Here is a 24,583-nt window from a genome sequence, read left to right on the forward strand (position 1 = left end):
CGAATGCGCGCTTCCCCGCCGCGAGAGGCGACATGCGGCACGAATGTCGCTACGACCCGAAGCAAGACATTCGTCACGAATGGGGGTTGCCGCGACGCGAGAGGCGACATTCGGCACGAATGTCGGGTCAGAACGCGAGGTAGGCGAACCCGTTGACCTCGGCGGCGGCCAGCTCCGCGGCGCCCAGCAGCACCGCATCCTCGCGGTGGGTCGCCGGCTCGATGCGCGGCACGCGGATGATGCGCCCGCGCAGCCGCTCCTGGATGCCGGGGATCACCATGTCGGAGCTGCCGACGAAGCTGCTTCCCACCACGACGAGCTCCGGGTCGAGCACGATCACCAGCGCCGCGACCGCGATCGCCACCATGTCGAGGATCTCGTCGGCCAGCTCCTGCGCGTCTGCGTTGCCGGTGCGCGCAAGTTCGAAGACGTCCTCGGCGGTCAGTGAGCCGGAGGCGGGGATGGGCATGCCGCGTTCCCGGGCGCGCTGCGTCAGCGCGAGCGAGCCGATGCGGTCCTCGAGGTCGCCGCGCGCGTCGTACGAGCGTTCCAGCGAGGACCGTTCCATGAGCAGGTAGCCGATCTCGCCCGCCTCCGCGCGCGCTCCGCGGTGCAGTTCGCCGTTCGCGACGATGCCCGCGCCGAGGCCGTTCTCGAGGAACAGCGCCACCAGGCTCGACAACCCCCTGCCCGCGCCGGCGTGCAACTCGCCGTAGGCCAGCGCGTTCGCGTCGTTCTCTACGACGACGGGCAGGTCGGTCCGTTCGCGCAGCAGCGCGCCGAACGGGACGCCTGTCCAGCCGAACTCCGGCATCGTGCCGACCACGCCGTCCGGCTGCTGCACCACGCCGGGCACGGCGATCCCGACCGCGAGGCACGGCGTGCCCATCGAGTCCGCGGTCGCGATCAGGTCGTCGAAGAGCCGGAACACCTTGCGCAGCTGCCGGTCCTGGTCCGGTGCCGCGACCGTTCCGCCGCCGCCCGCGGCGCCATCATCCGGCCCGCCACCGCCTTCCGCCCCGGCCTGCCGGGCGCCGAGCGCCACCGACCGCCGGAACACCACCTTCCCGTCGAAGTCGACGAGGATGCCCGTCACCGTCTCGGCGCGCAGCTGGATGGCCGCGACGAGCCGCGAGCTGCCGGCGTACCGCAGCAGGACGGAGGGCCGCCCGCCGGTCGACGGCTCCTGCCCGGCCGGAACGATGAGGCCGTCGTCGATGAGGGATGCGGTGAGCCGGTTGATGGTGGCCGGGCTGAGGCCGGTCTTGACGCCGAGCTGCTGCCGCGACAGCGCACCGGACTCGCGCAGCGCCTCGATGATGGCGGTCTGGTTGACGCGTGCGAGGGTGCTCGTGGTCGCCGTCGCCCGCGTCCGCTTCGCCACCGGCGCCTCCTCGTCCCGTCCCCCGCTCCCGCGGTCTGCGCACACTTTACTATCGCAGTGATCGGATGTGCGCCGCCGCCACCCGGTCGCCGGTCACTCCGCGCTCAGCCTAGCGACGCTGCGATCGCCTCCGGGATGCATGACCTCTTCGCCGTGACCCGCAGCGGGGGCACTCGAACTGGGGCGCGCATCCGCTCGAAGGGCAGGGGTACCGTCGGCGGCATGTTCCGGTTCCCTCGTGCAACGGGCCGGCGGCGGACTGACCCCGCCGTCGGCTCGTTGCTGGCCGGAGCCATGGCGGGCGGCATCCGCGACATCTACGGCCACACGGTCACCTACGTGCCTGAGGACCTCGTCTACGTCGAGCGCCTGTTCACCGACCTCCGCACGGACGACGGGTTCGTCGGCGACGAGTTCACCCTGCAGAGCCTCGGCTGCCTGATCGGCGAGATCCTCGTGCGCACCGACGGCGGGCACTGGAGCGCCGCTGCGCGCCGCCGGGGAGCACCGGACGACGCGGGGCTCGAGGTCGTCCTGCCGAACGGCCGCGCGGTGAACCCCATCCGCGCCGCCTACGACCGGGCGGACCGCGGCGCGGACTCGTCGGTGATCCGGTTCCGCCAGGTCGCACTCGCGTCCTGACCGGCGCTCGCGTCCTGACCGGCGCTCGCGTCGTGACCGGCGCTCGCGTCCCGGCCGACATCGCCCCACCGGTGCGCACACGCCGCCGCTGCGGCATGATCGTCGCCGGGAGCACATCCTCCCGCCAGGAGGGACGACGATGTCGAAGACACGGCTCGAGGCCTTCAGCGACGGCGTGCTCGCCGTCGCCATCACGCTGCTGGTGCTCGACCTGCACCTGGAGCCCGGCGAGCCGGGCGGCCTGTTCGCCCAGCTGGTCGCAGCGTGGCCGTCGTTCGCCTCCTACATCGTGAGCTTCCTGGTCATCGGCGTCATCTGGGTGAACCATCACGCGGTGGTGCGGTTGGTTCAGGTCGTCGACCGCACGCTGCTGTTCTGGAACCTCGTCCTCCTCATGTTCGTCACCGCGCTCCCCTTCACGACGTCGACGCTGGCCGCGGCCCTCGCGGGAGGCGACCGCACCGATCTCCGCGTCGCGGCGGTCCTGTACGGAGGCGCGATGACCGGCGTCGCCGTCGGTTTCACCGTGCTCCAGGCGCGCATCACCGGCCAGCTGGTGGCGTCGGGCCAGATGGATGCGGCCACGCGCCGCCGCTCCCTGCTGCGGTTCGGGCTGGGCACCGTCGTCTACCCCGTGATCACCGTCGTCGGACTGTTCAGCGTCGTCGCGATGCTCGTGGCGCTCGCCGCTCTGAGCCTCTACTACCTGTTCAACCAGACGGGCACGTCGGAGACCGGCCGTCTCGGCGACGGCGCGCCGTCCTGACAGGCCGCTTTCACTACGCTTTTTGACGCTCCGGGTCGCGGCGCCGCCGCGGCTGCGGCACAGTGTCCGAATGAGCTTCGGACCGGCACGATCCCTGGAGCAGCTCTTCGCGACCAGGTCGAGCATCAAGTGGCGCCGCTACCCGGCGGACGTGCTGCCCGTCTTCGTCGCCGAGATGGACTTCGATGTCGAGCCGGCCATCCTGGACCGCGTCGCCGAGACCCTGCGGCACTCGGACACCGGCTACCTGGACTCCGCCGGTCCGCTGGCGCCAGCCTTCGCCTCCTTCGCGGCGCGCGAGTGGGGCTGGGAGGTCGATCCGGGCACGGTGCACCTGGCGACGGATGTGACGGTCGGCGTGGTCGAGGCGCTCCGGCTGGACCTGCCCGAAGTCGGTGGATGCGTCGTGCTCACGCCGCCCGTGTACCCGCCGTTCTTCGAGATGGTGGACGAGGCGGATGCGGTGGCGGTCACGGTCCCGCTGCTCGAGGACGAGGACTGGTCGCTCGACCTCGTGGCGATCGAGCGCGCCTTCGCGGAGGGAGCCGACGCCCTGCTGCTCTGCAACCCGCAGAACCCGACCGGCCGATGTCACAGCCGCAGCGTCCTGGAGGCGCTCGCCGCGCTAGCCGCACGCTACGACGTGTTCGTGGTCAGCGACGAGGTGCATGCGCCGCTCGCGCATCCCGGAGCCGTCTTCACCCCCTTCGCGCCGATCGCCCGCGCCGCCGGCGCCCGTTCGGTCACCGTCACGTCGGCGAGCAAGGCCTGGAACCTCGCCGGCCTCAAGTGCGCCGTCGTCGTGCCGGCCGACGACGCGTCGGCACAGCTGCTGACCGCCCTGCCGGAGGAGCTGGCCGCGCGCACCAGCATCCTCGGCCTCCACGCCAACGTGGCCGCCCTCTCGTGCGTCAGCTGGCGGGACGACCTCCTCGGCCTCCTGGTCTCGAACGTCCGGCTGCTCGAGGCCGAGCTGGCCGAGCACGCACCCGCCGTCCGCGTCGTCCTGCCCGACGCCGGGTATCTGGTCTGGCTCGACTTCCGCGACGCCGGCCTCGGCGACGACCCCGCCCGCGTGCTGATCGAGCAGGGGAGGGTCGCCCTCAACTCGGGGCTCGCCTTCGGCGAGCCGGGACGTGGCTTCGCCCGGATCAACCTGGCGTGCAACCCGTCCACCGTGGTGGAGGCGGTGCGCCGCATCGCCGCGACGGTCGCCGCCGCGCGCGAGCGGGCGGTGCTCGCCGGCTGACGCCGCTCGCCTGACGGCGGCGCCGCTGCCGGCAGTCACCGATCGTCGGAGAACGGGTCCCAAATCTCCGACACAGGGCTCTGGCGCAGGAGTTTCGCGCCGATTTCAGCCGATCATCCGACGGTAGGCGCCGAATCTCCGACGCTGGGACTGGAGGCGAGTCTCACGCGCCATCCGCGCCGCCCGCGGCGACCAGCCCGCGGTCGAGGTCGTCCAGGATGTCGCGCACGCTCTCCAGCCCGATCGACAGGCGGATCAGCCCCGGTCCGATCCCCGCCTCCGCCTGCTCCTCGGGCGTCAGCTTGGCGTGGATGGTGCTGCCGAGGTGGATCGCGAGCGTCCGGACGTCGCCGATGTGCGTCATCGGCGAGATCAGCTCCAGTGCGTCGATGAAGCGGCGGGCCGCCTCCCGTCCGCCGGCCAGCTCGATGGACACGATCGATCCCGCTCCCGCAGGCAGGTAGCGCTGGGCGCGGGTGTGGAACGGGTTCGACGGGAGGCCCGGGTAGTGCACCTCGGCGACCTCCGGCCGTGCCTCCAGCCACTCCGCCACCGTCTGCGCGCTGGCGACGTGCCGGTCCATCCGCACCGACAGGGTCTCGATGCCGTGGAGCAGCAGGAAGCTGCTGGTCGGTGGCACCGTCGGCCCGTACTCGAGCACGATCACGCTGCGGACGTAGGCGAGGTAGGCGCCCTCGCCGTAGCGCTCGACGAAGGACGGGACGCCGGGCCGCGGCGCCGCGGCGAGCTGCGGGAACCGTTCCGCCTGCGCCGCCCAGTCGAAGCGTCCCGCGTCGACGACGGCGCCGCCGATCACCGACGCGTGACCGGACAGCCACTTCGACGTCGAGTGGATGACGATGTCGGCACCGTCTTCGATGGGGCGCCAGAGGTACGGGGTCGGCACGGTGTTGTCGACAACGAGCGGGACGCCCGCCTGGTGGGCCAGCCGGCCGATCCGCTCGATGTCCACCACCTGGCCGAGCGGGTTGGGGAGCGTCTCGGTGTAGACGGCCTTGGTGTTCGGGCGGATGCGCGACGCCCACTCGGCGTCGTCCGCGTCGTCGGGCACGTACTCGAACTCGATGCCCTGCCGCGCGAGCACGCCGCGGAACATCTCGCGCGTGCCCTCATAGAGCGACCGCGAGGCCAGGATGTGGTCACCGTTCGCCGCGAGAGCGCTCAGGGCGGAGGCGATCGCCGCCTGTCCGCTGGCGACGACGATCCCGTCCACGCCGCCCTCGAGGTCGGCGATCCTGCGCCCGGCGACCGCGTTGGTGGGGTTCTCGTTGCGCGAGTACGCGCGGTAGGCGCTGCGGCCGGCGAACCGCTCCTCGCCGTCGTCGAAGCTGTCGAAGACGTACGCCGCCGTCTGGTAGATCGGGGTCACGCGGGAGCGGGTCTCGGAGTCGACCACGGCTCCGGCGTGGATCTGGCGGGTCTCGAAGTCGAGCGGTCGGGTGCTGCGGCCTGGCATGGGGTCACTGTAGTGAGAGCCGCGGCAGACTGCCACGTTGTTGCGCCATGCGACGGCCGCAGCACCCCTCCTAGGACTGCTCGCCTCCGAAGACCTCCTTGGCCATCGTCATCGCGGACATCGCCTTCGGCCAGCCGGCGTAGAAGGCGAGGTGCGTGATCGCCTCGATCAGCTCGTCCTGGGTCACGCCGTTGTCGCGGGCGAACACCAGGTGGAACCGCAGCTGCTCGATGCTGCCGCCGGTGAGCAGTGCGGCCACCGTCACCAGGCTACGGTCGCGCTTCGAGAGCTCGGGGCGCTCCCACACCTCGTCGAAGAGCACCCGGTCCGTGTAGTGGACGAGGCCGGGCGCGAAGTCGCCGAACGCGCGCTGTCCGCCCGTCCATCCCGTCGTCTCGTCGCTCATGCCGTGCGCCCTTCGAACTCGTCGTCGGTGATGTGCTCTTTCCAGATCGTCGTCTCAGCGGGGTCGTCGCCGGCCTCCAGGAACGCGATGTGCTCCATGAAGCAGCCGGGGGCAGCCGCGTGCCAGTGGTCCTCGCCCGGCGGGGTGTACAGCGTCTGGCCCGGGTGGACCTCGATGATCGTGCCGTCGCGGCCGCCGAAGCGGGCGACTCCCGCGGTGACCCGCAGGTACTGCCCGCGCGCGTGGCTGTGCCACGCCGTCCGCGCGCCGGGCGCGAAGCGTACGAGCGCGGCCGTCATGCGCTGGTCCCCGTCGTGCGGCGTCACGATCGGGTCGACCCAGACGTCGCCGGCGAACTGCTCCGGCGGGTTCTTGACCGTGGGGGTGGTGGGTTCGATGTTCATGCGTTCTCCGTCTCCAGCAGCACCTTGATGGCGCGTCTTTCGTCCATTGCCTGGTAGCCCTCGGCCGCCCGCTCGAGCGGGAGGGTGAGGTCGAACACCGCTCCAGGATCGATCTCGTCGTTCATGATCGACGCGATCAACTCGGGGAGGAACCGCCGCACCGGCGCCGGGCCTCCGTGCAGGTGCACCGCCGAGAAGAACAGCTCGAGGCCGGGCAGCTCGACGTCGTGCGAGACGCCGACGTAGCCGACGTGTCCGCCCGGGCGGGTGGCGCGGATGGCCTGCATCATCGACTCCTGCGTGCCGACCGCCTCGATCACCGAGTGCGCGCCGAGCCCGTCCGTGAGGGCCTTGATCCGCTCCACCCCGGCGTCGCCGCGCTCCTCGACGACGTCCGTGGCGCCGAACCGTCGTGCGAGCGCCTGCCGGTCGGCGTGGCGGCTCATCGCGATGATGCGCTCGGCCCCGAGATGCTTCGCCGCCAGCACGCCGAGCAGGCCGACCGCTCCGTCGCCGACGACGGCGACCGTCTTGCCCGGCCCGGCCTCGGCGGCGACGGCCGCGAACCATCCGGTGCCGAGGACGTCGGAAGCCGCGAGCAGGCTGCGCCGCTGCGCGTCCGTCGGGACACCGGGGACAACGACGAGCGTTCCGTCCGCGAGGGGGACCCGCAGCCGCTCCGCCTGGGTGCCGAGGGCTCCCATCGGCACGGCGTGGACGCAGCGGGACTGGTAGCCCGCCTGGCAGATCTCGCACGTGTTGTCCGAGGCGAAGAACGACCCGACCACGACATCGCCGACGCTCACGTTCCGGACCGCGTCGCCGACCTGCTCGACGACCCCGACGTACTCGTGGCCCATCGGGGTCGGCTCGGTGACCGCGTCCGTGCCGCGGTACGGCCAGAGGTCCGAGCCGCAGATGCAGGCGGCCGTGACGCGGATGATGGCGTCCGTCGGCTCCTGGATGGTGGGGTCGCCGCGTTCTTCGACGCGAACGTCCCCGGGGGCGTGCATGACTACTCCGCGCATGTGCGGGTTCCTTTCGTTGCGAGGGGGAGGGGATGCCCGGGAGCGGTGCTCGCGCCCCGGCGGGTGTGGAGGAGGACCGTCGCGGCCGCCAGGGCGATGGATGCCGTGGTGACGAGGCCGAGCGGCAGGATGCTGAGCGACCCGGCGACGCCGACGAGCGGGGCGGCCACCCCGCCGAAGGCGAACCGCGCGGCCCCGAGCAGCGAGGACGCGGTGCCGGCGATCTGCGGATAGCCCGCGAGCGCCATGGTCGTGGACGGCGGGCTGGTGACGGCCGTGCCGACGGCCAGCAGGAACAGCCCCGCGATCACGATCGGCAGGGGCACGCGGACCAGCCCTGCCACGAGGAGTCCCGCCGCGCCGAGCCCGGCGAGACCGAGCCCGACCGTGAGCGTCCCGCCGAGCGAGCGCTCCGAGGCGCGTCCGGCCAGGTAACCGGCGACCATGAACCCTGCAGAGTTGAGCCCGAAGGCGAGCGCGTACCCCTGCGGCGTGAGCCCGTAGACGCCCTGGAGGACGTACGTCGCACCGCTCAGGTAGGCGAACAGGGCCGCGTAGGCGAAGCCCTGGGCCACGACCGCGCCGACGAAGCGTCGGTCCGAGAGGAGCAGTCGCAGGTCTCGCCGCAGTCCCGTGAACCCGTCGCTCGTGCGATCCGCCGACGGGAGCGTCTCCGGGAGGCCGACGGCGACCCAGGCGAGGATCGCCGCGCCGATGACCGCCAGCACCAGGAACAGGCCGCGCCAGTCCAGCACGGCCGTGAGCGCTCCGCCGATCAGCGGACCGACGACCGCGGCGAGTCCGCCGGTGACCGTGAGTCGTCCGTAGAAGCGGATGAGCCGGCCGCCGTCGTACACGTCGCGTCCGGCCGCCTGCGCGATGACGATGCCGACGCCGCCCGCGAGCCCCTGGAGCAGGCGCGCGGCGATCAGCGTCTCCATCGTCGGGCTGATGGCGCACAGCGCCGAGACGATCACATACGCGATCACGCCGGCGAGGGCGGGCGTCCTGCGGCCGAACCGGTCGGAGAGCGGCCCCGCGATCAGCTGCCCCGCCGCGAGGCCGACCAGGCAGGCGGTCACCGTCAGCTGCGCGAGCGAGGTGGCCGAGCCGAGCTCGGTGGTGAGCGCGGGGAGCGCCGGCAGGTAGAGGTCCATCGAGATGGGACCGAACACCGTGAGCACGAGCAGCAGCGTCGCGAGGGCGCGGGTCGCACGTACCGGGGTCCGGGTCGGGGATGTCGTCGTCACGTGCTCAAGCACACCCGCTCCCGGAATGGAGAGGGAGTCCCTGCTGAGGGGTGTACCGCCAGGGCATCCCTCAGGCCGCCGTCACGGCTTACGCTCGACGGCATGGACAACCGAGCCGAGGTCCGCGAGTTCCTGATGTCGCGGCGCGCCAAGGTCACCCCCGAGCAGGCCGGCCTGACCGCCGGCTCCGGCCGGCGCGTCCAGGGCCTGCGCCGGTCGGAGGTGGCGATGCTGGCGGATGTCAGCGTCGAGTACTACGCGAGGCTCGAGCGCGGCGCGATCTCCGGCGTCTCCGCCGCGGTGCTGGACGCCGTCGCGCGGGCGCTGCAGCTCGACGACACGGAGCGCGCGCACCTCTTCGACCTGGCGAGGGCGGCCGACGGCATCCCCCTGTCGGGGCGTCCCCGCCGCCGGACCTCGCGCGACCCTGCCGCGCGTCCCAGCCTCCACTGGGCGCTTGAGGCGTTCACCGACGGCATTGCGGTGGTCCGCAACGCGCAATCCGACGTTCTGGCCTTCAACGCCCTGGGCCGCGCATTCTACGCGCCGCTGATCGGCGACGGCGGCCGCACCCCCAACCTCGCCCGCTTCCAGTTCCTCGACCCCGCGTCGCGCGACTTCTACCCGGACTGGGACCTGTTCGCCGACATGTGCGTCGCGGTGATGCGCGCCGAGGCGGGCCGTGACCCGCACAACCGGGGCCTGCAGGACCTGGTGGGCGAGCTGTCGACCCGCAGCGACACCTTCCGCCGGTTGTGGGGCGCGCACGACGTCCGCACGCACGGCGCGGGCACCAAACGCTTTCGGCATCCGGTCGTGGGGGAGGTGACGCTGGCGTACGAGGAGCTGGCGATCACCGCGGAGCCCGGCCACGTGCTGCTCCTCTATACCGCGGAGCCGGGCTCACCCTCCGCCGAGCGGCTGCGGCTGCTCGCCTCGTGGGCGGCGGAGCGGACGGCGACGTCGGCGCAGTGACGCCCGCGCCTTCCTGACTGCCCGCCGATTACCTCCGGCTCAGCCGGCATCCGGCGTGACAGCCGGCCGGGGTTCCGCCGCGGCGGGGACCGGTCGGGCGCTCAGAGCGCGGCCGACCGTGCGCGAGAGCGCGATGGAAGGCCGTTCCACCAACCGGTAGAACAGCTCCGCGACCACCAGGATGACGGGGATGGTCAGTGCAGCGATCGGGACCCACCACCATCCCGACGCCCCGACGAGCAGGGCGACCGCCACCAGGATCGGCTCGTGCACGAGGTAGATGCTGAACGACCGGGTGCCGGCCCACTGCACCGGCCGCGTCTCCAGCGGACGGCGAGCCGGGGAGGCGAAGGCGAGGCACAGGATGACGGTCACACCGATCAGGGAGGCCGCGTAGACGACGGACTGCCGGACGCCGTACGAACCGTTCGGGGCCGCGATGGAGGGCGCGACGGTCAGCAGCAACGCCGCGGCGACGACCGGCCACCAGTGCCGAACCGACGCCGCCGCCGACGAGACCCCATCCCGGTTGAAGGCCACGATCATCCCGATGGCGAACACGGGCAGGTACTGCAGCAGGTCGTCGGTGAGCCACGCCGCGGGCAGCAGCTGCCGCACGACCGCGAACCGGGACAGCGCCGATACGGCGATGAGCACAGGAATCGCAGCCCACCACCACCTGTCCGCTCGCGCGAACCGGATCACCAGGTACATCAGGGGCATCAGGAGGGAGAACCACACTTCCCAGGTCAACGACCACAGCGGGCTGTTCAGGTTCGAGGTCCCCAGCACGAGGATCGCGTCATGCCAGAGCGTGCCCACCGTCGGCGCGTGGTGCGAACCCAGCCAGGTCGGACCGGGCTGACGCGGTACCGCGAGAGCGAGCGCCAAAGCCACGACGAGCGACGCCCAGACGGGCAGGTACAGCCGGACGATGCGGCGGCCGTAGTACGCGAGCGTCGACCGCCCGGTCGGCGGCCGGCTGAGGAACGGCAGCGTGAGCACGAATCCGGACAGCACGAAGAACACGAGCACGGCCTCGTGACCCGCGAACAGCAGGCGCAGGGGCGTCGCGTACAGCCACCACTCGGGGCTGAGGAGGGCGGGATTCGCGTGGGCGACATAGAGCGCCGACACCGCCGGGACGATGAGGAGGGCGTGGTAGCCCAGGACGACGAAGGATGCGACCCCGCGCAACCCGTCCAGCGACCGGTACCGAGCAACCTGAGCTTCACTCATGTTCGAAGGCTACGCCACGAGTGGACCATCCGGTGCACCCCGAACGGGGGATGCGCGTCCCGGTGCGGCTCAGGTGGACCGATGCCGCAGCCGCTGCGTGATGAACAGCGCGGCCCGCTCGACGGCTTCGTCCGCCTCGTCGAGGACCCCGGTGAACGCGGGGAACACATGGGGGACGTCGGCGACCACATCCAGGATCACGTCCACTCCGGCGTCGCGGGCCCGGTCGGCGAGCCGCACGGAGTCGTCGAGCAGCAGCTCGTTCGTGCCCACCTGGAGCAGGATCGGAGGGAACCCGGTCAGGTCGGCCAGTACCGCGGGCGCGAGGAGCGGCTGGTGCGGGTCCTGCCCGGCAAGGTAGAGGTCGCCGGTGCGGCGCATCCCTTCGATGGTGAAGAGCGGATCGGCGTCCCGTCTGGAGGACATCGACGCACCGGACCTCGTGTGGTCGAGGCCCGCCGAGAAGGCGACGATGCCTGCGGGGAGCGGCAATCCCTGGTCGCGGGCGGCGAGGGTCGTCGTGACCGCCAGGCCGCCGCCGGCGGAGTCGCCGGCGAGGACGATCGACGACGGATGGGCTCCCTGGTCGAGCAGCTCGCGGTAGGCGGCGAGACAGTCGTCGATGCCTGCGGGGAAGGGATGCTCGGGCGCCAGCCGGTAGTCGAGGGAGATGGCGGGCACGCTGGTCTGCCGTACCAGGCGCGCAGTGAGGGCCATCGCGGTCTCCGGTGACCCGAGCGAGAACGATCCGCCGTGGAAGTAGAGGATCGTTCCGGGGTGCGGATCGGTCGCCGGCCGAACCAGGACTGCGGGTCGCCCGCCCAGCTCGATCGGGCTCCGCGTGATCTCGCTCGGCACGGGGAACTGGCCCATGAATCGCGCGAACCCCGCCCGCTGGTCCTCGACGGAGGCCGGACCGGCGGCTTGTGGGGCCGCTCGAAGCTGCCGATCGAGCGCCTGTCGTTGTTCCCTGCTCATGTCTTCCTCTCGTCCGGACTACTTGCCGCGGCATGTATCTGTAGAATGTATGCCGTGGCAACTAAAAGCGCAAACGACGCACTCATCCGGCTCTTCGACGACCTGGTCCGCTGCGAGACGCGCCTGTACAACGCGATCGGCGAGTCCCTCCGGCAGGAGCACGGGATCGCCACCTCGCAGTACGAGTTCCTCCGCTACTTCCGCGATCACCCCGGTTCGCGGATCGCCGACGTCGCAGCCAACTTCGCCGCTGGAATCGGCGCGATCAGCAAAGGAGTCGACCGCCTCGAGGCGCGCGGATGGGTGGCCCGCCACCCGAACCCGACCGACGGGCGTTCCTCCCTCGTCAGCCTGACCTCCGCAGGCGCGCTCCTCGTGGCCGACGCTGAAAGCACGTTCCGCGACCGGTTGGCCGAGCTGATGACCGCAGATCTCGCAGCGGCCGACGTCGAGGCGACAGGGCGCGTGCTCGCGACACTGCGCTCCGCACTCGAGCGGGATCGCGTGGGTCTGCCGGTCGGCTGAGACGACGAAAAAACCCCCGGATTCCGTTAGGACCGGGGGCTTTCTTTGGTGGCTCCGACCGGCATCGATCCGGTGACCTTTCGATTTTCAGTCGAAATCGTGGCGTGACAAGGGGCATCGCACAGTGACAGATCGTTATTTTTCCGCGGAAGTCGATGCGCTGAGATCACGTGAGATCACATTGAATCTCGGGCGTTTGTAGTCAAAATGTAGTCACGTCGGGGCCCTTGGAGGCCAGCGAAATAGGGTTCGTCGGCGGGTCCTCGCGGCCGCTCACTCGTCCGATTCGGAACGTCTCGAGATCAGGTCGGCTCTTCCAGGGGATCGCCACCGACCGCCAGGACTGCCTTGCCTCGCGCTTTGCCTGCCCCGTGTTGTGTGTGAGCCGCGATGAGCTCGGACCAGGTGACGATGCGGGGTGCCGGTATCACCAAGCCCTCGCCGGTGTGCGCCACCGCCGCTGTCATCAGTTCGCGAGCGCACTCCGGCTGGGACCGAGCGAGCCCTAGGATGCTGAATCCGCTCAGCGTCGCATTGGCGGCGCGCAGTTCCCGATACGTGGGCGGTTGGGGGTCCGGTTCACCCGCTGCGCCGCCGTATGTGAGGATCGTGCCTCCTGGAGCGAGCGCCGCAAACGCTTCGTGGAGGACTTCCCCGCCGACAGATTCGAATATGAGGTTGAAGCGTTCGCCACCGTTGGCCTTCCGGGCCCGCTCGAAAAAGTCGTGGTTGCGTTGAACGGACACCGTCCCCGGCTCAGGGTGCTTGTCCATCCCGATCCCGCCGACGATTCTGTTGAGGCCTCGATGTTGGAGGATCGTCGACAGTGCGCGTCCCACGCCGCCACTGGCGCTTGTGATCAGCGCGCTGTCTCCGCGCCCAGCATGAGCGCGGCGAGCCAGACCGGTGGCCGTGGCCCACGTCAGCGGGATGGTCGCCGCCCGCGCGGCGTCCAGTTCCGCGGGAATTGGAATAGTGAGGTCGGCTGCCGCGACGACGAACTCGGCCATACTCCCGCCCGCAATTGTGAACGCGAGTACGCGGTCCCCCTTCTGCAGTGCCGTCACGTCTTCTCCGATTCCGACGATGATCCCGGCAACCTCCATTCCCGGGACGAAGGGCCATCGCGTCGCGTAGCCGGGCACTCCCCGCCGCGCCAGTACGTCGGCGAAGTTCAGCCCGGCGAACTGCGACTGGATGAGCACTTGGCTCGCACGAGGGACGGGAATGGGGATGGAAGTGATGGAGAGCACCTCCGGCTCGCCTGGCTCACGCATAGTTAGGGCGCGCATGGTATTGGCCTCCGTATCAGATGGATCTTCGATGTAGTCATGGCTGGCAGGCGGACGGGTCCTCGGTGACTGGGATGGTCATCGGCTCGCCCGCGCGATTGTTGTGGATGCGCTTGTCGGCGTTCATTACGACCGAACCGGTTTGCGGGGTGACCGTTGCGTGTAGGCCACCCTCGCTTGAGAACGCGATGGTCCCGGTGCCCGTGTGGGTGAACTGCGTTCCCCGGGACTCCCCGGTGAGCACGTAGGGCCCGGCCCCGTCCTGCACGTGCGCGCTGATCGACCCGGTGTAGGGGATGCCTGACGGTGTTGCGTCGAACCGGATCGTCCAGTCGCCGTCGATCGGCCCACACTTGCTGCCCTCGATTCGCATGCCTTGCACGCTGGTCGCGATCCGGTACCCCTCGACGTTGGTGTCCAGGCTCAAATCGGTCTGCGCGATTCCTCGTTTTGACTTGGCGATGAAGTGGACGACGCCGGTCTTGTTGATCGCTCCCGGCGCGACGAAGGTGTGTTTCGAGGGCGCCTTAACGGGGGTAGCGGGGCTGACCGATGTACCGCCGGAGGTGAGCGATGCCGTTATAGTCCCGCCCGTCTCGGCTCCATCTATCTTGCTTTTCGGGCGCGCCGTGAGGGCGGCCTCTGATTTGGGCTTCAGCCGGTGGGTGCCCTTGTCGCTGCTGACCGGGAGGTCGACGCAATGGCCCCCTTGCCAGAAGGCGATGGCCTTTTTATAGAGCGTCTGGACGGTGAGTAGCGACGCCTGCTGGTTCACCTGGACGACGGCGGCGCGCCGGGCAGCGTCGGCGCGGGAGCTGCTGCGGACGATTCCCGGCCCGCGGGGGGCTGACGCGGAGGCGCTGGTGAAATCGATGGCGCTGGGGGCGCCGGTGAGGGAGTAGCCGTCTCTCGCCTCAAGGTAGACACCTCCGTTGACGCCGGTGCTGTGCGCGCCTGCTGCCACGGTGGTGCCGGTGGATACGTCGAGCCGTGCCAGCTCGGCGTCGTCGTCTACGGTTCCTTTTGCTTCGACGTGAAGGTCGAGGCTTGCGTGCATGCCGATGCTTCCCGCGTCCCCGGTGACGGTGGAGTGCATGTCGGCGGAAGCGTCCGCGGTGCCGGAGGCGTCGGGGCACACTGTGAGGCTGAATGCGGTTGTCGTGGTCATGGCGACTGTTCCGGCGTCGGTGCCCTGTGTGGTCGTCGCGGCTACGGTGCCGCGCATCACGCCGTTTTCGACGCTGATCTGGGTGCCGTTGCCGGTTGCGATGTCGCCGGTGGACGACGTCGTTTCGGCCTGGTCGGAGCCGGCAAGGTCCATACCGCTGGAGATCCCAGCGCCCAGAGCGGTGTATCCGATCACCCCGGCGGCGATGGTGGCGTCGCCTAACGGGTCGCCGGCGCGGGCGGTCCCTGGGTGGGCGGGTCCGCCGGATCCTTGCGGCACGGCAGGTGATGGCAGAACCGCTTGGCGGATTTGCTTCTCGTTGGCGTCGGCCAGTCCTTCAACGGTTTTCAGGAATTGGGTTCGGTCGGGGCCGTGGAGGCCTGCCGCAGCTGTCATCAGGTCGGCGGCCTGACGCTGAGTGGTAACGGCCGTGCTGGCGGTGTGTGAGGACACCGTTCGAAGCCCGAGCGTGTGGCGGTCGGCGGCGGTGCCGGTGCATCCGACTGTTACCGCAGCCACCGTGGAGAGGGTTGCTAAGACGAGCAGGCCGCGGTGCGACCGCGAGCGAGTGATCACTGGTGTCTCCGTGTTCTGTGAGGATGATGTAGTGCACTGGCCCCGCCGCGTGTGACGGCGGGGCCAGTCGATCAGTTCAGGCTGAGGACGGACGCGGCCCGACCGCCGACGGCGATGAGCGCTGCGGCTTGATTGGCGGAGGTCTTGCCCAAGAGTGTGTCCACGAGCACTGCGGCGGTGTAGGCGACCAGCCGAGCCTGCGCGCCCAACCGATCCGCCCTCTTGCCGGTGGCGGCGAGTACTGCCGCTTGGTCGAGGAGCGAGCGCAACGGCGCAGCGGCGGCCGATGTGACGTGAAGCTTCGCGACGGTCGCATCGAAGTCGGCGAGGACGCGCTCCCGAGGGGTGGTAGGCGGAGGCGGTGCCGTCACGGTGACCGTGAACGGTGCGCCACCGGGGGAGGGCGCGAGCGCCTTGGCCCCGGCGTCGTCCGCGACGGCGAGTTGAACCGTCCATGTCCCCGTCTGCGTCAGGGTGACCGTTCCTGTGGCCGTCCCGGAGCCGCGGGACTCTTGGACGGTCGCGGGGACGTCGACGGATGCCGATCCTGAAACCAGGGTGAACGTCGCGCGGTGCGTGTCCTGGGTCCCTGCGTCCGTGAAGCTGCCGGTGAGGGTGACGGGTGTGCCGGTCGTGACAGTTCGACTTGTTATTCCGGTGAGCGCTGGTACGGGGTCTGCGTTGTTCACCGTGGCAACGGTCGTAGCGGAGCCTACCCGTCCCGTTGCGTCGATGATGTTGACCGTCACATCATGGTGGCCGTCTTGGGCGAACGCCACGTCGGCGGAGGCTGTCGTTCCATCGACGCGAGCCGGTAGGGCGGGGCCGCCGTCGATGCTGTAGCTAGCCGTCCACGGGCCGCCGTCCGGGTCGCTGAACCCTGCGGTTATGCTGGCCGTCCCTCCCTCGCTGATGGGTTTCGGCTGTTGTACCGTCACCACAGGGGTGTGCGGCTCGGGACCGAAGCGGGCGGTCACGGTGTGGTCGCGGTCCATCGTCATGCTGAGCGTGCCCGGGCTGGCGTCGTGACCGTCGATGGTCCAACCGGTCTGCTGCCACCCTTCCCGCGCCGTGGCCTCGACTGTGACGATCTCCCCAGCGGCATATGTGTTGCGTTGAGGTGTGGCAGCGACAGTTCCGCCCTCATCCGCTGTTGCGGCGAGCCGGTACTGCACGTTGGAGCCGACGACCGTGGTGCTTGCAATCACCTGGGATCCCGACACGTCTGCGGTGATCGTCACCGGATGCTCGGTCCCCGGATCAAGCGCCGGGCTCAGTCCGCTGTATGTGCCATCACCCAGCGTGGCGTCCCCGTCTTTCCCGTCGTCGTGCAGCGCGACCTCCTTGACTGCCCCGTCGACGTCGCCGACCCGCGCGACGACGGATCGGACCGCCGGACGGTCAGCGGTGAGCTGGTCGGTCTTGCCTCGGGGGGCCGCGGTCAGCAGCGTTCGTCCGTTGCTGAGCGTGGGTGCGTCCACGCTCAGTGAGTAGGGGCCGCCGGAGACCCAGACCGCAACGCTGACCGCGGAGCCTGGCTTGGCGCCGTCGATGTGAACGGTCCAGTTTCCAGCGACCGGCCGCGGGCTGAAGGCGTCGGCGAAGCCGAATGTGCCGGACCCTTGAGTGGTCTGGCTCAGCATGTCGCCGTCCGGGTCGATTAGGGACAGGGTGGCGCCCTGGGCCGCGGCGACGGCACCGAACTCGGCGGCATCGGGGACCGGCACGGTGGCGTCGCCGGATCCCGATTCGTCGACCGTCACTGTGGGTGTCGCGATCGTAACCGGGTCTGTGAGCTCGTCGTCACTCGGTGCGCCATTGTTGCCGTCGCCCGGGTTCCCGGGGCAGCCGCCCCAGTCGACCGGGATGGTCGGGTCGCAGCCGTCGGCAGGGGTGCCAGTCGGTGCCGGGGTCGGTGTGCCGGAGTCGGTCGGCGTCGGAACTGGGGTGTCCGTGTCGCTCGGAGTCGGCGTGTCGGTGTTCGACGGCGTGGGCTCGGCCGATGCCAGCTGCCTGGGCGCAGCGGTTGTGATCGGATGGCCGATGAGACGCGGAAGTACGTAGTTCTGGAAGTCCTCCTCGGACTCTGTCATGGCTGTGTGGAAGTCGCGTGGTGACTCTGGCGCGTCGGTAAGGTCCCACTTGGCGCTGGAGGCCGGGACGATCCCGTCGCCAAAGTACGCGGTCTTCACCGGCATGGCGAGTAGTGGGATTTCCGTTCCGACGAGGTTCGAGATGGGCACTCCGCGAAGGTTGGTGATGAAGCCGTTGAAGATGTGGTCGACATAGGCGGTGCTCAGCTGCATCGTCGCCGGGAACAGCGGGATGGCGTGTTTGTCGGCGGCGCCGATGCTCATCAGGATGTCGGCGAGGGGTGACCCGCGATTCGGTGTTCCCATTTGGATGAGCCGGTGGACCACGGGCTTGCCGGGCTCTGGGTCGGCAGGCATGAGCTCCTGGATGTAGTAGCGGGACATCAGTCCGCCCATTGAGTGAGCCAGTACGTCGACATGCCAGGCGCCGGTCTTGTTCCGTACGCCTTCGATGTAGGAGGACTCCTGTGAAGCGTTCTCGGCGATTGTGTTAGTGGGCTGGAGGAGGTCGTCTGACGTGCCGGTGTTCAGTTTCCCTGGGACCTGCCCGTCGCCGACCGCCCAGCCGTGGAGGAGAGGGTGCCCTTTGGCGAGGATGGTTTGGTACGCGCCCCACGAGGAATTGGCGTTGGATTTGTAGCCGTGAACCAGGACAAGTGGTCGCGGTTGGATGGAGACGGAGGTCCAGCTGATGGGTGCCGCGTTCTTTTGTATTGCCCGCGCGGCGAGCGCGATCGTGTCTGTGACGGGTTTGCCGTGCGTATCCCAGGCGGCGTCGGTGGAGTCCCATGGGAGGTCCTGGACCCAGTCGCCGCCGGCGGGGACGGTGATGTCCGGCTGGTCACCTGGCAGAGGGGTGGAGCTTTGGTCGACCAGCTGAAGCTTTGCAGTGATGGGCCGGGAGTCAGGGTTGTGTGCTTGTACGTGGATGCGGACCGGATTGCCGGCCACGACTCGTGTGCTGGGTTCGACGTCGGTCCAGTCGGTGGATGGATAGATCTGGGTCTGCGGCTTTGCTGTTAGGGCGAGCGGTTGCTCGGGTTGGGGGATGTCGGGGCTGCTGCCGTCGTCGTAGGCATGCAGGGTGGCCCGCTCGCTCAGCGGCACGCCGTTGTTGTTGGCGGCGATAGCGGTGAAGTCGTACGTACCTGCCGTCGTGGGCGTTATCGTCTCTGGACTGACGTAGCAGGACCTGATCGGAAGGACGTCGTCCGTGCACTCGATATGCGGAGTGACGGATTGGCCGACGGGTGCCGAGAAGTCGCCGGCCGAGGACGGGTAGACCCAGTGGATGACGGGGCCTTGCATGACCTTCGTGAAGGTGTGCGAGCCGGTGACCTCTCGGTGACTGGCGGTGGTCTTGTCGGCGAACGTGATGGTCCAGGTGTAAGTCATGGCTCCGGACGCTGTGGGCCTGATGCAGGCCGTCAGGGGCTCGCCTGACGCTGTCCGATGCTGGGTAGCGCCCGTGGAGTCCACGGATTCGAGAGTCGTGGAGAGGGCGATCTCATCGTCGGCGGGACGCGGGTCGATCCTGATCGTCGGGCAGTAGAACAGCCAGCCGTCGTAGGCCTTTCCGTTCTCGTCCCATGACACCCGGTAATCGGGGTAGTCGGTGGTCGTGGTGTCGGCTGCGGCTGGTTGCGTCGCCACCAGGCTCGCGCCTATCGCGAGCGCGCACGCCATGATGGCGCCGATCACGGCCCGTGGGTCGATCGGCCGGTTGCCGGACTGTCGGGTTCTCATGGGCAGTTCTCCGTTCGCGTTAGATGCCGGCGCAGGCGCGCCGGATGGGGAGGGCGTCCGCGAGGACGCCGTGCGGGTCATAGGCGGCTGCGAGTCTGCCGAGCCGCGACAGCGCGTCGGAGTCGTAGGCGCGATGCGCCGACTCCGTGCTGCCGTCGGCAGCGAAGTTGACGAGCTTCCCGCCGGTCAGCCACGGGCTCAGCGCGCCGAGGAGTCCCTCCGAATGTGCGCGAGTAGCCTCTCCGATCCCGGGTGCGTCGATGCCGATGGTGAGGATGCTGTAGGCGGCGTCGCGGTTGCTCACCGCGCTCGGCGCGGCGTGACAGGCAATAGCGCCGCCGAGCTGGCGAAGCTCGACAATGACCTGAGGAGAGCGCGATTCGGGTCCGGCAGCGGCGACGATCACATCGAGGGCCTCGTCGGGCAGGTCGCGTAGCAGCCCGGTTCGCTCGAAGACGGGCATCGGATCGACGGGGTCGGCGTGGATCGCGCCGAGAGCGGCATAGGGAATCGTGTTGACGGCGTCGATCAGCGTGGAGGCGACCGCGCGCATCGGCTGGAGGACCGCTTCTCCGTCGGCCGGGTCGCCCGTCCACGCGAAGCGCACGGCGACGGTCATGCGGCCTGCGAGCGGCTCGGGCACGCCCGGCATCGCAGGGAGCTGCAGCACGGCAAGGGAGGTGGTCGCCCGCGCTGGCAGCCGTCCGGCCCATTCTCGCCATGCGGACAGCACCTTGGACGTGTTCTCGCCGCCGTAGTACAGGGCGCCCGCATAGATCGAGGGAATGCGCACGAGGTCGAACTCGATCGCCGTCACGATGCCCAATGCGCCCTTGCCACCCCGAAGCGCCCAGAACAGTCCGGACTCGTCCTCGGCCGTCACGCGCCGCGCCTGACCGTCACCGGTCACCACTTCGATCGCACGGACGCGGTCGGACGCGACACCGAGAGTGCGGGCGAGGGGACCGTAGCCGCCACCGGTGGTGTACCCGACGACGCCGACGTTCGGCGCCGAGCCGGCGAGTGGGGCGAGGCCGTGCGGGGCGGCTGCATCGAGCACACGCTGCCAACGGACGCCGGCGCCGACGCGGGCCCACCCGTCGGGGTAGACGACGCATTCCTCGAGCAGCGTCGTATTGATGAGGAGGTGCGGCTCGTCGAGGGAGAAGGCCCCGTGGCCGGTAGCGCCCACGGCGACACGGAGGCCGTTGATCCCGGCGAACCGGACGACCGCGCTCACGTCGCCGGCGGTGGCGACGTCGACGATCGCCGCGGGCGTACGTCGCACGGCGACATTCCAGCCGGTGACCCGTTCGGCGTAGCCGGGCGTCCCGGGAAGGAAGAGCTGCCCCTGGAGAGCGGCGGAGAGGAGTCCGAGATCCAGGTCGCGGACGGGCTGGTCAATGGTGGTCATGGCTGGGTCCCTTCGTGGAGATTCGGCCCTCAGCCTGGCCGTCGGCGCTTGCCATCGGCTTGTCGCTCTGCTCCAAGCCGGCTCCAAGCGGCGGACGGAGTTGGTGCCCCTAGCGTCGCTTCGTCCGACTTGAAGAAAGGAACATCATGTCCACCGTCACCATTCAGCGCACCGAGGACCCGGGCCGCACGCTCGGCGTCGTGGGACTCGTCCTCGCGATCGTCTTTCCGATCGCCGGCCTTGTAGTGAGCCTGGTTGCCCGCAACCGCTCGCGGGAGGCCGGCTTCGCTAACGGCCTCGCCAAAGCCGGCGTGATCGTCTCGATCGTCATCATTGCCGCCTCGCTCCTGATCTCCTTCGCGATCATCGCTCTCGGTGTCGCCATCACTGGCGATCCGACTTTGATGGCCCCGTGAAGGAATGCCCCACTGCGTATCGGGACGCGGTGGGGCCGGGGGCCGCGGTCGGGTTACTGCGGCCCCCATCTGGCTAGAATGACGCCGATTATCATCTGCGAGGAGGACCCGTGATCGAGGTGCGGCTGCTCGGACCCACCCGTGTCGTCGTCGACGGCGTCGAGGTCGACGCCGGTCCGCCCAAGCAGCGGGCGTTGCTCGCCCTGCTGACCCTCAACTCGGGGCGCACGGTTTCGGTGGACCAACTCATGGCCACTCTCTGGGAAGACGACCCTCCTGCGAGCGCGATCTCGAGCATCCACGCATATATTTCCAACCTCCGGCGTGTCCTCCGGGGCCCGAGCGGCGCCCCGACCATCGTCCGCCAGGGCTCCGGTTACAGCCTTGTGCCGAATGCTGCGGACATCGACGTCACGGCGTTCCGCGATGACCTGGCATCCGCCCGGCGCGCTGCAAACGTGGGCGATTGGAGGATGGCAGCCGACACGTCCGGTCGTGCTCTCGAACGCTTCCACGATCGGGCTCTCGTCGATCTCGCCGGCGACTTCTCCGAGCTGGACGAATTCGCGCGCGCACTCGAAGAGGAACGTCTCGACGCTCTCGAACTACGAGCGGAGAGCCTGATTCGCTCTAACGCCCCGGAGACTGCGCTTCCGCTGCTCGCCCGGGCCTCGGCCGCGCGGCCCCTGGCAGAGGACCCTGTGCGATTGCGGATGATCGCCTTCCATGCGCTCGGCCGCACCGCCGACGCGTCGACGGCATTCCATGAGCACGCCGAACGGCTCGCGACCGAACTGGGTTTGGATCCTTCCCCGACAGTACGAGAACTACACACGCAGCTCCTGCGTGGCACGAGCCCACTCGGCACGCGTTCCGCTCCTCCGGCCGAGGACCCGGAAGAATCCCGGCTGCATGACGATGTCGTCGGTCGTGTCGCCCAGCGGCAGCAACTCCTCACCGCAGTGGAGGACGCATACAGCGGCACCCCACGGTGGTGCATCCTCACCGGGCCCGCGGGCATCGGGAAGACGACGCTCGCCGAGTGGGCACTAGCCGAGTTCGCTGCTAAAGGCGCAGATGACATTCGAATCCGCTGCCAGCAGGACGACGCTGCGCCCTCCTGGTGGGTCGTTCAGCGTCTGCTGAGCGCGCTCGGTCACGATCCGGACGTCGTGCTCGACGCGCGCGGGAGCGACGCCGATGCCGCCGCGCACCTCCTCCTGGAGCGTACTCACCAGGCTGTGGGCGCGACGCTGAAGTCATCCGGCCGTCGGGTCGGCGTACTGATCGACGATGCCCAATGGGCCGATGCCAATTCGCTGCGCGCACTGCTCTACGTGGCCGACAACCTGCGGGACGCTTCGTTCCTTGTCACTCTGACTGTCCGGGACGGAACCACATCGCCGGATACCGACAAATTGCTCGCCCGCTTCGCCCACAACCGTACGGCTCGGCAGCTTCGCGTGCCGCCGCTTCGCAGCGAAGAGGTGAGCACACTTGTGGAGTCCCTGACCGACGAGCTCATCACCCCCGAGCGCGCCGCCGAGCTGACCGAACTCACGCAAGGCTCGCCGTTCCTCCTGCAGGAGTACACCCGCCTGTCATCGGAGGACCGCGCGAACACGAACTGGCAGGAGGCCGCTGCCTCCGTCCTCTCCCGCCGGCTGGCGATCGTCGACCCCGAGGTGGTCTCCGTCCTTCGGTCCGCCGCGGTCGCCGGCGAACCCATCGACTTGGAGATGCTCGCTGAACTGACCACCCTGCACACCGACAGCGTCGCAGACCTGATCGATGAGGCGGCCGACCAGGGCTTCATTGTCGCGACGCGTAGCGGCCAATACCGCTTCGCCCACGCGCTCATCCGGGAACACCTCCTGAGCGGCCTGTCGCCCTTGCGGCGCCAGCGCCTGCACTTGGCCGCCGCGAACTGGATAGACCGGAGCGGAAACCGCGGCACGCGCGCCCTGTTCCGACGAGCGACTCACTACCTGGCCGCCTTCCCGTTGGCGTCCGCGCCTATTGTCCTGGAATCCGCCATCGACGCCGCACGCAGCGCAGAAGGCGAATACGACACCGAGCGTGCTGCAGAGTGGTGGGGGACCGCACTCAGCTTCCACCGCGAGACAGGGACCGACGCTGCACCAATTGAACGGCGAGACGAGCTGCGCATCGCCTATGTCGAAGCCCTCGCGCGCGCCGGCCGCGGGCAGACGGTACTGGATGCGGTCGATACCGGCATCCTCGAGGCGATTCGCGAGCGACGCTCGTCATCAGCGGGCGTTATCGCCGCGGCCCTCGTACGCACCGCCGGCTGCTGGCCGTGGGTCTCCTACCGTGGTGACCCCAGCGGCCTCCTGGGCCGTCTCGCCGGGATCGAACCCTTGGTGCAGGATGACGCTGCCGCCCATGCCCGGGTGCTCGCAGCCCTGGCCGTGGGCAGCTACTACGAAGATGACCCCGCCGTGCCAGACGAGTTGAGCCGCAGGGCAATCGAGCTTGCAGAACAGTCCGGTGACCCGGATGCGCTCGCCGATGCCCTCCTGGGGCGCGTGCTGGCCTTCGTCTCCACCCACTCTCACCTCGGCGAAGCACTCGAGATAATCCAACGGATCAATCAGCTCCCGCACGCACGAGCGGCATTCGACGAAGCGCTTACTACAGCCATCCTCGTTGCCACCCATCTGGGACTCGGGGACCCAGCCGCCGCTCGCGAAACCCTCCGCCAAGCAATCGTGCGAGCCGACCTGCTGCGCCTTCCGGTCATCCGCGTACAGCTTCGCTGGGTCGAAGGCATGCTCGCGCAGTGGGACGGGGACGTAAGCGCCGCCGAGCGACACTTCGAGCTGGCATACGAACTGCACCGCGAAACGGAACTCTATACAGAGGGCGTAAGGAGCATCTCCGCGTTCGCACTGCGGTATGCCCAAGGCTTGAAGCACGACCTACCGGTATTCGCCCACCAGGATCAACTTGTGGGCCTATGGTCGCGAACCATAGCGGCAGCGGAAGCGGATGAACGGAGCTTGGCGCAAGTTCTCATCCGAGAACTGATCGGTAGGTCCGTGCCCCTGCAGTGGACGTCAGTGGCCTCCTTGGTGATAGCAGGCGACGCGGCGGCGAGATTGCAGCTGGAAGACGAGCTTAACGAGCTAACGGGGCTGCTGGAGCCGTTCCAGAACTGCGTGGCCAACATCGGCCAGGTTGGGGTCCTCGGCACAGTAGCGGAATGCCTGGCGCGCATGGCCGAGGCCGCAGGCCAGCGCAGCGAGAGTTTTGCTCTCATCGACGCGGCCATTCGAGCACGATAGGGGGTTTGCTCACGGAGACACCCGAGTCGAACATCGCGCACGTGTGTCCGGATTGGGAAGCTGAGGTTCTACCATTGAACTACACTCGCGCGGCCCGGAATCCCAGTAAAACACTGGGAAGTAGGGCTGCGGCCCAGACAACCCGCTCAATGGTTTTTGGCCAAACTCAGCGTTTACTCACCGCTTTGGGATTGCGAGTGCCTGTCTAGCAGTCGTGACCTCTATGGGGGACGCCGCCTATTGCGGA

Annotated in this window: 19 protein-coding genes; 7 read left to right on the forward strand and 12 right to left on the reverse strand. The window is 69.3% G+C overall.

From position 1 onward, the window contains the following. Window positions 1-127: 127 nt before the first annotated feature. Window positions 128-1,384, reverse strand: a complete 1,257-nt coding sequence (locus ACTJI1_RS01030) for an ROK family protein (RefSeq protein ID WP_440741202.1) — start codon at window positions 1,382-1,384, stop codon at window positions 128-130. Window positions 1,385-1,606: 222 nt separating this feature from the next. On the opposite strand from ACTJI1_RS01030, the gene ACTJI1_RS01035 reads away from it, so the two are divergent. From ACTJI1_RS01035 to ACTJI1_RS01045, 3 genes are all read left to right on the forward strand, one after another. Further along, complete coding sequence (locus ACTJI1_RS01035) at window positions 1,607-2,026, forward strand: hypothetical protein (protein ID WP_440741203.1); 420 nt, start codon at window positions 1,607-1,609, stop codon at window positions 2,024-2,026. A 139-nt stretch (window positions 2,027-2,165) separates the two neighbouring features. Then, window positions 2,166-2,792, forward strand: coding sequence for a TMEM175 family protein (locus tag ACTJI1_RS01040; RefSeq protein WP_440741204.1), 627 nt, complete (start codon window positions 2,166-2,168; stop codon window positions 2,790-2,792). Window positions 2,793-2,862: 70 nt separating this feature from the next. Next, window positions 2,863-4,041 (forward strand): MalY/PatB family protein, encoded by a 1,179-nt coding sequence (locus tag ACTJI1_RS01045; RefSeq protein ID WP_440741205.1) that lies wholly within the window; start codon window positions 2,863-2,865, stop codon window positions 4,039-4,041. Between the two features lie 163 nt (window positions 4,042-4,204). On the opposite strand, the gene ACTJI1_RS01050 is transcribed toward ACTJI1_RS01045, so the two are convergent. The 5 genes from ACTJI1_RS01050 to ACTJI1_RS01070 all read right to left on the reverse strand — a co-directional run bounded on the left by ACTJI1_RS01050 (window position 4,205) and on the right by ACTJI1_RS01070 (window position 8,606). Then, window positions 4,205-5,518, reverse strand: coding sequence for an O-acetylhomoserine aminocarboxypropyltransferase/cysteine synthase family protein (locus ACTJI1_RS01050; RefSeq protein WP_440741206.1), 1,314 nt, complete (start codon window positions 5,516-5,518; stop codon window positions 4,205-4,207). A gap of 70 nt (window positions 5,519-5,588) precedes the next feature. Beyond that, window positions 5,589-5,924 carry a carboxymuconolactone decarboxylase family protein gene (locus ACTJI1_RS01055; RefSeq protein WP_440741207.1) on the reverse strand — a complete coding sequence of 112 codons (336 nt, stop codon included), beginning with the start codon at window positions 5,922-5,924 and terminating at the stop codon, window positions 5,589-5,591. Continuing rightward, complete coding sequence (locus ACTJI1_RS01060; protein WP_440741208.1) at window positions 5,921-6,328, reverse strand: (R)-mandelonitrile lyase; 408 nt, start codon at window positions 6,326-6,328, stop codon at window positions 5,921-5,923. The genes ACTJI1_RS01055 and ACTJI1_RS01060 overlap by 4 nt, the downstream gene beginning before the upstream one ends. Beyond that, complete coding sequence (locus tag ACTJI1_RS01065; RefSeq protein ID WP_440741209.1) at window positions 6,325-7,356, reverse strand: zinc-dependent alcohol dehydrogenase family protein; 1,032 nt, start codon at window positions 7,354-7,356, stop codon at window positions 6,325-6,327. Before ACTJI1_RS01065 ends, ACTJI1_RS01060 begins: the two co-directional genes overlap by 4 nt. Next, entirely contained in the window at window positions 7,344-8,606 is a 1,263-nt protein-coding gene (locus ACTJI1_RS01070) for a multidrug effflux MFS transporter (RefSeq protein ID WP_440741210.1), read from the reverse strand. The genes ACTJI1_RS01065 and ACTJI1_RS01070 overlap by 13 nt, the downstream gene beginning before the upstream one ends. Window positions 8,607-8,708: 102 nt before the next feature. Here ACTJI1_RS01070 and ACTJI1_RS01075 point away from each other — a divergent pair, with 102 nt between their 5' ends. Then, window positions 8,709-9,581: a helix-turn-helix transcriptional regulator gene (locus tag ACTJI1_RS01075; protein WP_440741211.1), complete on the forward strand. Its 873-nt coding sequence runs from the start codon at window positions 8,709-8,711 to the stop codon at window positions 9,579-9,581. Window positions 9,582-9,620: 39 nt separating this feature from the next. Here ACTJI1_RS01075 and ACTJI1_RS01080 read toward each other — a convergent pair whose 3' ends face one another. Together ACTJI1_RS01080 and ACTJI1_RS01085 are read right to left on the reverse strand one after the other, a co-directional pair. After that, window positions 9,621-10,820, reverse strand: coding sequence for an acyltransferase family protein (locus ACTJI1_RS01080; protein WP_440741212.1), 1,200 nt, complete (start codon window positions 10,818-10,820; stop codon window positions 9,621-9,623). 69 nt (window positions 10,821-10,889) lie between these two features. Continuing rightward, complete coding sequence (locus ACTJI1_RS01085; RefSeq protein ID WP_440741213.1) at window positions 10,890-11,798, reverse strand: alpha/beta hydrolase; 909 nt, start codon at window positions 11,796-11,798, stop codon at window positions 10,890-10,892. 45 nt (window positions 11,799-11,843) lie between these two features. Here ACTJI1_RS01085 and ACTJI1_RS01090 point away from each other — a divergent pair, with 45 nt between their 5' ends. Next, complete coding sequence (locus tag ACTJI1_RS01090) at window positions 11,844-12,323, forward strand: MarR family winged helix-turn-helix transcriptional regulator (RefSeq protein WP_440741214.1); 480 nt, start codon at window positions 11,844-11,846, stop codon at window positions 12,321-12,323. Between the two features lie 302 nt (window positions 12,324-12,625). On the opposite strand, the gene ACTJI1_RS01095 is transcribed toward ACTJI1_RS01090, so the two are convergent. The 4 genes from ACTJI1_RS01095 to ACTJI1_RS01110 form a co-directional block, all read right to left on the reverse strand. Next, entirely contained in the window at window positions 12,626-13,576 is a 951-nt protein-coding gene (locus ACTJI1_RS01095; RefSeq protein ID WP_440741215.1) for a quinone oxidoreductase family protein, read from the reverse strand. 76 nt (window positions 13,577-13,652) lie between these two features. Beyond that, window positions 13,653-15,302: a hypothetical protein gene (locus ACTJI1_RS01100; protein WP_440741216.1), complete on the reverse strand. Its 1,650-nt coding sequence runs from the start codon at window positions 15,300-15,302 to the stop codon at window positions 13,653-13,655. A gap of 128 nt (window positions 15,303-15,430) precedes the next feature. Beyond that, complete coding sequence (locus ACTJI1_RS01105; RefSeq protein WP_440741217.1) at window positions 15,431-19,153, reverse strand: InlB B-repeat-containing protein; 3,723 nt, start codon at window positions 19,151-19,153, stop codon at window positions 15,431-15,433. A gap of 64 nt (window positions 19,154-19,217) precedes the next feature. Continuing rightward, entirely contained in the window at window positions 19,218-20,612 is a 1,395-nt protein-coding gene (locus ACTJI1_RS01110; RefSeq protein ID WP_440741218.1) for an FAD-binding oxidoreductase, read from the reverse strand. 146 nt (window positions 20,613-20,758) lie between these two features. On the opposite strand from ACTJI1_RS01110, the gene ACTJI1_RS01115 reads away from it, so the two are divergent. Further along, on the forward strand, window positions 20,759-21,028 hold the full coding sequence (locus tag ACTJI1_RS01115; RefSeq protein WP_440741219.1) for a hypothetical protein: 270 nt from the start codon (window positions 20,759-20,761) through the stop codon (window positions 21,026-21,028). Between the two features lie 110 nt (window positions 21,029-21,138). After that, window positions 21,139-24,336, forward strand: coding sequence for a BTAD domain-containing putative transcriptional regulator (locus ACTJI1_RS01120; protein ID WP_440741220.1), 3,198 nt, complete (start codon window positions 21,139-21,141; stop codon window positions 24,334-24,336). Window positions 24,337-24,583: the final 247 nt, after the last annotated feature.

The organism is Leifsonia sp. 22587, from assembly GCF_052044215.1.
Taxonomy (GTDB): Bacteria; Actinomycetota; Actinomycetes; order Actinomycetales; family Microbacteriaceae; genus Leifsonia; species Leifsonia shinshuensis_C.

Bases quoted from the DNA above. Each gene is read 5' to 3' on its own strand.
- ACTJI1_RS01035 (WP_440741203.1), top strand. From the start codon at position 1,607: ATGTTCCGGTTCCCTCGTGCAACGGGCCGGCGGCGGACTGACCCCGCC.
- ACTJI1_RS01075 (WP_440741211.1), top strand. From the start codon at position 8,709: ATGGACAACCGAGCCGAGGTCCGCGAGTTCCTGATGTCGCGGCGCGCC.
- ACTJI1_RS01110 (WP_440741218.1), bottom strand. From the start codon at position 20,612: ATGACCACCATTGACCAGCCCGTCCGCGACCTGGATCTCGGACTCCTC.
- ACTJI1_RS01085 (WP_440741213.1), bottom strand. From the start codon at position 11,798: ATGAGCAGGGAACAACGACAGGCGCTCGATCGGCAGCTTCGAGCGGCC.
- ACTJI1_RS01065 (WP_440741209.1), bottom strand. From the start codon at position 7,356: ATGCGCGGAGTAGTCATGCACGCCCCCGGGGACGTTCGCGTCGAAGAA.
- ACTJI1_RS01040 (WP_440741204.1), top strand. From the start codon at position 2,166: ATGTCGAAGACACGGCTCGAGGCCTTCAGCGACGGCGTGCTCGCCGTC.
- ACTJI1_RS01080 (WP_440741212.1), bottom strand. From the start codon at position 10,820: ATGAGTGAAGCTCAGGTTGCTCGGTACCGGTCGCTGGACGGGTTGCGC.
- ACTJI1_RS01045 (WP_440741205.1), top strand. From the start codon at position 2,863: ATGAGCTTCGGACCGGCACGATCCCTGGAGCAGCTCTTCGCGACCAGG.
- ACTJI1_RS01090 (WP_440741214.1), top strand. From the start codon at position 11,844: ATGTATGCCGTGGCAACTAAAAGCGCAAACGACGCACTCATCCGGCTC.
- ACTJI1_RS01055 (WP_440741207.1), bottom strand. From the start codon at position 5,924: ATGAGCGACGAGACGACGGGATGGACGGGCGGACAGCGCGCGTTCGGC.
- ACTJI1_RS01050 (WP_440741206.1), bottom strand. From the start codon at position 5,518: ATGCCAGGCCGCAGCACCCGACCGCTCGACTTCGAGACCCGCCAGATC.
- ACTJI1_RS01115 (WP_440741219.1), top strand. From the start codon at position 20,759: ATGTCCACCGTCACCATTCAGCGCACCGAGGACCCGGGCCGCACGCTC.
- ACTJI1_RS01060 (WP_440741208.1), bottom strand. From the start codon at position 6,328: ATGAACATCGAACCCACCACCCCCACGGTCAAGAACCCGCCGGAGCAG.